At 66.2% G+C, this 3,454-nt stretch carries 3 protein-coding genes; all 3 read left to right on the plus strand.

Annotated features, from left to right (window positions below; all coding sequences use genetic code 11):
* The first annotated feature begins 71 nt into the window (after window positions 1-71).
* A complete protein-coding gene (locus tag VFT73_RS09790; RefSeq protein WP_326410394.1) occupies window positions 72-1,493 on the plus strand; it encodes an MFS transporter in 1,422 nt (473 codons plus the stop codon).
* A 65-nt stretch (window positions 1,494-1,558) separates the two neighbouring features.
* Entirely contained in the window at window positions 1,559-2,836 is a 1,278-nt protein-coding gene (locus VFT73_RS09795) for an acyl-CoA dehydrogenase family protein (RefSeq protein ID WP_326410397.1), read from the plus strand.
* A gap of 97 nt (window positions 2,837-2,933) precedes the next feature.
* The coding region (locus VFT73_RS09800; RefSeq protein ID WP_326410399.1) for an alcohol dehydrogenase catalytic domain-containing protein at window positions 2,934-3,454 on the plus strand (521 nt) is incomplete at its 3' end.

The raw sequence follows: 3,454 nt of genomic DNA on the forward strand, positions 1-3,454 counted from the left end.
CGTGGGGCGCTTGCACGGACTCCTCAGACGCGCCCCTCGACTTCGCTCGGGACGAGCGGGGAGGGATGTCGATGACTGCAGAGCGCGTCCCGCTTTCGACCAAGCTGTCCTACGGGCTGGGCGCGGTCGCCTATGGCATCAAGGATAACGGCTTCTCGGTCTTCCTGCTGCTGTTCTACAACCAGGTGGTCGGGCTGCCGGCCGACCAGGTCGGCTTCGCGATCATGATCGCCTTGTTCGTCGATGCGTTCGTCGATCCGGCGATCGGGTCCTTGAGCGACCGCACGCACACGCGGATCGGACGGCGCCACCCCTGGCTTTACGGATCGGCGCTGCCGATCGCGCTCAGCTGGGTGCTGCTGTGGAACCCGCCTCAGGCGGGCACGGCGGCGACGCTTGGCTATCTGGTGGTGATCGCGATCCTGGTCCGCGCCGCCATTTCGACCAACGAAGTGCCGTCGGCGGCGATGGTGCCGGAGCTGACCCGCGACTATCACGAGCGCACCGCCGTCATCCGCTACCGCTACGTGTTCGGATGGGCGGGCGGGCTCGCCATGCTGATGCTCGCTTATGGCTATCTGCTGCGGCCGCCGACCGGGCCGACGGCCGGCCCCGGCTATCACAATTTCGGCGTCGTGGGGGCGATCGTGATGCTGGTCAGCGTGCTCGCCTCTGCGATCGGCACGCATAAGAGACTCGCGCATCCGCCCAAGGCGCGGATCGAATCCCTGTCGGTAGGGAAGGAAATCCGCGCGATCCTGTCGACGCTCGGCAATCGGGCGTTCGTGCTGCTGATCTCCGCGGGCGTGTTCGCCTATATCAACCAGGGCATTGCCTTTGCGATGTCCAATTATCTGCTCGGCTTTGTCTGGCTGTTCCGGCCGGTCGACTTCCTGACCTATTCGATTTGCCTGTTCGCTGGCGTGCTGCTCGCCTTCTTCATCGTGACGCCGGTCGCGCGTGCGTTCGGCAAGCGCGGCGGCGCGGCGATCATGACGCTGCTTTCCGCCGCATTCGGCACGACGCCTTATTGGTTGCGGCTTGCGCGTATCTTCCCTGAGCCCGGCGACCCGCAGCTGTTGCCGATCCTGCTGACGATGGTGGGGCTGGCCACCGGCTTCGGCGTCTGCGTGATGATGCTGATCGGGTCGATGATCGCCGATGTGGTGGAAGCCGCGGAGGAGCAGAGCGGCAAGCGCGAGGAGGGGCTGTTCTACGCCGGCGGGCTGTTCATGCAGAAATGCACCTCGGGCCTCGGCATCTTTGCGTCGGGCATCCTGCTGTCGGCGTCGGGCTTTCCCGCCAAGGCGGTTCCGGGCAAGGTGCCGGTCGAGGTGCTGGACCGACTCACGACCTTCGTCGCGGGCCTGACCGTGCTGATCGCGCTCGCCGCGTCGTGGCTGTTCACGCGCTTTCCGATCAGCAAGGCGGATCATGAGGCGCGGCTGGCCAAGCTTGCCGTAGCGTCCGCGGAGAGTGGCGGAAATCCGTGATTTTTGGGGCTGGAAAGCCCCGCGAAACGCTGCCTAGAAGACGAAAGCAGACCCGGAGAGCGCCCATGGATTTCGACCTGACCGAACGCCAGACCTATTGGCGGGACCGCGTCCGCGACTTCATCGAAGCGCATATCCGCCCGCGCAATCCGGACTATATCGCGCAGCAGAAGGAGGGCGATCGCTGGAAGGTTCTTCCGGTGATCGAGGAGGAAAAGGCGCGCGCCAAGGCGGCCGGCATCTGGAACCTGTTCATGCCGCCCGGCTCCGGCCGCCCGCATGTCGACGACAGCTTCGAATTCGACGGGCCCGGCCTCACCAACCTCGAATATGCGCTATGTGCCGAGGAAATGGGGCGGATCGGCTGGGCGTCGGAAGTCTTCAATTGCTCCGCGCCCGACACCGGCAACATGGAGGTCTTTCACCGCTATGGCACGCGCGAGCAGAAGGAGCAGTGGCTGCGCCCGCTGATGAACGGCGAAATCCGCTCCGCCTTCCTGATGACCGAGCCGGCGGTGGCTTCGTCGGACGCGACCAATATCGAGACGCGGATCGAGCGTGACGGGGACCATTATGTGCTGAACGGCCGCAAATGGTGGTCGTCCGGCGCCGGCGATCCGCGCTGCAAGGTCGCGATCGTGATGGGGAAAACCGACTTCGAGGCGCAGCGCCACCAGCAGCAATCGATGATCCTGATGCCGCTCGACGCGCCTGGCGTCACCATCCTGCGCCACCTCAACGTGTTCGGCTATGACGACGCGCCGCACGGGCATATGGAAATCGAGCTGAAGGACGTGCGCGTTCCGGTCGAGAACATGCTGCTCGGCGAAGGCCGCGGATTCGAGATTGCGCAGGGACGGCTGGGGCCCGGCCGCATCCACCATTGCATGCGCACGATCGGCGTCGCCGAGGAAGCGCTCAGGAAGATGAGCGAGCGGCTGCTGTCCCGCGTCGCGTTCGGCAAGGCGATCGCCGAGCACAGCGTCTGGGAACAGCGGGTGGCCGAAGCGCGCATCGATATCGAGATGAACCGCCTGCTCTGCCTGAAGGCCGCGGACATGATGGACAAGGCCGGCAACAAGGCCGCGCAGGGGGAGATCGCGATGATCAAGGTCTCGGCCCCGCGCATGGCGCTGCGCATCATCGACGACGCGATCCAGGCGTTCGGTGGCGCCGGCGTGTCCGACGATCCGGGCCTCGCCAAGATGTACGCCGGCATCCGCACGCTGCGCCTCGCCGACGGACCCGACGAGGTGCACAACCGCGCGATCGCACGGCTCGAATTCGGCAAGTACGGCGGGCGAGAGGCGATCGCCGAAGCAAAGGCGAGGGCGGCACGATGACTTCCCTCGTCACCCCGGACCTGATCCGGGGTCCCGCTTCTTCTTCCTTCTTCAGCAAAGAAAGCGGGACCCCCGCTTTCGCGGGGGTGACGAGTAAATGAAAGCCGCGATTCTCTCCCAACCCAAGACGCCGCTCACCATCGAAGAAGTGGTGGTCGCGAAGCCCGGCCCGCGCGAGGTGCTGATCCGCACCGCCGCGACCGGCGTGTGCCGGTCCGACCTGCACTTCGTCGACGGCGCCTATCCGCACGCGATGCCGTGCATTCCGGGGCACGAGGCGGCGGGAATCGTCGAGCAGGTCGGCTCCGAAGTGACGACGGTGAAGCCGGGCGACGCGGTCGTGACCTGCCTCAGCGCCTTTTGCGGGCATTGCGAGTTCTGCGTCACCGGCCGCATGTCGCTGTGCCTGGGCGGCGACACGCGGCGCATGCCAGGCGAGCCGCCGCGCCTCGCCTTCCCGGACGGCACGCCGGTCAACCAGATGCTGAACCTGTCGGCCTATGCCGAACAGATGCTCGTCCATGAGCATGCCTGCGTCGCGATCGATCCGGAGATGCCGCTGGACCGCGCCTGCGTGATCGGCTGCGCGGTGACGACGGGCGCGGGCGCGGTGTTCAA

It is taken from the genome of Sphingomonas sp., from assembly GCF_035758555.1.
GTDB lineage: Bacteria > Pseudomonadota > Alphaproteobacteria > Sphingomonadales > Sphingomonadaceae > Sphingomonas_B.

Excerpts from the sequence above, each read along its gene's own strand:
- VFT73_RS09795 (WP_326410397.1), top strand. The coding sequence starts at position 1,559 with ATGGATTTCGACCTGACCGAACGCCAGACCTATTGGCGGGACCGCGTC.
- VFT73_RS09790 (WP_326410394.1), top strand. The coding sequence starts at position 72 with ATGACTGCAGAGCGCGTCCCGCTTTCGACCAAGCTGTCCTACGGGCTG.